At 42.9% G+C, this 2,183-nt stretch carries 4 protein-coding genes; 3 read left to right on the top strand and 1 reads right to left on the bottom strand.

Translation table 11 applies throughout. The features are described from left to right. Positions 1-59: 59 nt before the first annotated feature. Positions 60-473, bottom strand: coding sequence for a helix-turn-helix domain-containing protein (locus H569_RS21530; protein ID WP_027365961.1), 414 nt, complete (start codon positions 471-473; stop codon positions 60-62). Between the two features lie 163 nt (positions 474-636). On the opposite strand from H569_RS21530, the gene H569_RS21525 reads away from it, so the two are divergent. The 3 genes from H569_RS21525 to H569_RS21520 form a co-directional block, all read left to right on the top strand. Next, positions 637-873, top strand: coding sequence for a helix-turn-helix transcriptional regulator (locus tag H569_RS21525; RefSeq protein ID WP_051273733.1), 237 nt, complete (start codon positions 637-639; stop codon positions 871-873). A gap of 156 nt (positions 874-1,029) precedes the next feature. Then, entirely contained in the window at positions 1,030-1,218 is a 189-nt protein-coding gene (locus H569_RS0117020; protein ID WP_157833575.1) for a hypothetical protein, read from the top strand. Between the two features lie 66 nt (positions 1,219-1,284). Next, the coding region (locus tag H569_RS21520) for a helix-turn-helix domain-containing protein (RefSeq protein WP_114679319.1) at positions 1,285-2,183 on the top strand (899 nt) is incomplete at its 3' end.

Here is a 2,183-nt window from a genome sequence, read left to right as displayed (position 1 = left end):
TGTTCCGGAATCCTGTCAATTAATCTGTGGAGTTCTTCTTTGGGTATGCTCATTAAAAATTACCCCTTCCCCTTTTCTCGTTTTTTCTTTTCCCGTTCCCACTTTACCTTCAAATAAGTAAGGATATCCTCTTTATCCTCCTCGTTCAAAGGGGCGCCGTCAAAATAAATGTTAGCGGACTTTAGGAATTCCTCCAGCTCGATGTCGGTGGGTGGCGTATCGCTGTGCCACCAGGTGGGAGTAAGGTCATTAGATTTATTTGGCGTATAGCCTGCCTTTATTAATAAGGAGTTTTCAGGTATTTTTAATGCCTTTGCAAGTTTTATTACTGTGTCGCGCGACGGTGTTGGGATACCTTTTTCCAATCTGCCGATATAGCTATGATCAAGCCCAGTAAGCTCGGCTAAATCTCTTAGTGACAAATTTTGTGTTAGTCGGGCGGTTTTTATTGTTGTGCTAAATTCTTTAAGCATTTAATCACTCCTATATGTTGCATGACATGCAACTAAAAACATTATACCAGACCACAAAAGAAATAAAACATTTTACAAAAACATGTTGCATAACAAGCAACATTGTGGTATACTATACAACACAATGTGGTCTGCGGTGCAACACCGAAAGGGGGGTGTTTGCTTGGGTAACAATCTAGAATATTTCAGAAAAAAAGCAAAGATAACAAGGGCTGAATTGGCAAGCATGGTAAATGTTGACCGTACACTTATATGGAGATATGAAAAAGGAATTTGTCAGCCCAGGGATGAAGTTAAAGTCCGCATTGCAAATGCACTTGGTAAAACTGTCGAAGAAATTTTTTTTAGCTCATGTGTTGCATGTAAAACCACAAGCAATACTGCGGAAGCGGTTAACTAATAAAGCTACATCAAAACTACAAATAAGCATAGTTTATCCCCTAATGTTGGTAGTATAGACACTTTTTATTAATTTCAACACAAGCAATTATAATCCTACCAGCAAATGGAAGTTATTTTACTGGGTAATTATTTAACCAACTGGCGGGTGAATAAAGTGATAGCTCTGGTCAAATATGTTGCCAAAAGGGATAAAGACCACTTGAAAACCATCAGCAGGGAAATCGTAAGTATAACACACGGGGATATAGATAAGGAATACAGCGACCTGGCAAGAATCATCTTCCCCTCCATTATGAAGATGATAGAGAAACAAGAAACCGGCAATAACGCGGCAAGCCGTTAAACCGGGCAGGTGTTGCTGGTGGATAATGGCATGATAAAAGAAGTCAATTTTTGGGGGGATTAACCATTGCAAAAAAAGATTAGCGATGTTGTCATAGACGAAACCATATACCCCCGGGCCGACTTTGACCCGGATACCGTAGAACGCTACCGCGAGGCCATGACCGCCGGTGCAATATTTCCCCCAATAGCGATAACACAAGATAACCGGCTCCTGGATGGCAGGCACCGGCTGGAAGCATACAAACTGGTTGGCACCGCGGAGATAGAAGTCAAAATTGAAGAACCAGCTGACCCAGCAGCCAGAGCGGTAGAACTTAACTTGCGCCACGGCAAACCTCTGACCAGGGGTGAAATGAAAGAATTGGCCCGGCGGTGGTACGGGACCAAGCCAGTCATAGAGATAGCAAAAACACTGGGGATAACACGTCAAACGGTACAAAATTGGGTATCTGATCTGGCTGCAGAACGGGAGGAAGCCAGGGAAGAAATCAGAGAAAAAGCAATGAAAATGCGGGCAGAGGGGTTTACCCAGGAAAAGATTGCGGAAAGGTTAGGGATAGATCGTACATCTATTTCAAGATGGGAAAATAAAACATGTGAAAGTGTAAAAAATTTGACACCTGCACATTTAGGACAAAACGAGCCGGATACTTTATCCCAGGAATTAAATCAAATAGAAGATACCAAATCATCCAATAATGATGACCAAGCCGAAGATCAGCCCAAATGCTATATACATAATGGGCGTGAAATATTCGTTAGCAGAGGTCTCGGCAGTGAATATGGAACCTTCTGGCGTTCCTCAACTGGAGGCCTCCACCGGATCAAGTCACCGGCAATGCCGATGGTAGAAAGTCGAGAGGAAGCCCAAAGTAACCTCGATCAATGGGCCGCGAAAAAAGGGTTGCAAGCGGTATGCTCAAATAAGCCCGATGTTCCTTTAAAAGCCAGGGCCAATCTCGA

This window comes from Desulfotruncus alcoholivorax DSM 16058, from assembly GCF_000430885.1.
Classification (GTDB): domain Bacteria; phylum Bacillota; class Desulfotomaculia; order Desulfotomaculales; family Desulfallaceae; genus Desulfotruncus; species Desulfotruncus alcoholivorax.
This window is presented reverse-complemented; position numbering and strand designations above follow the sequence as displayed.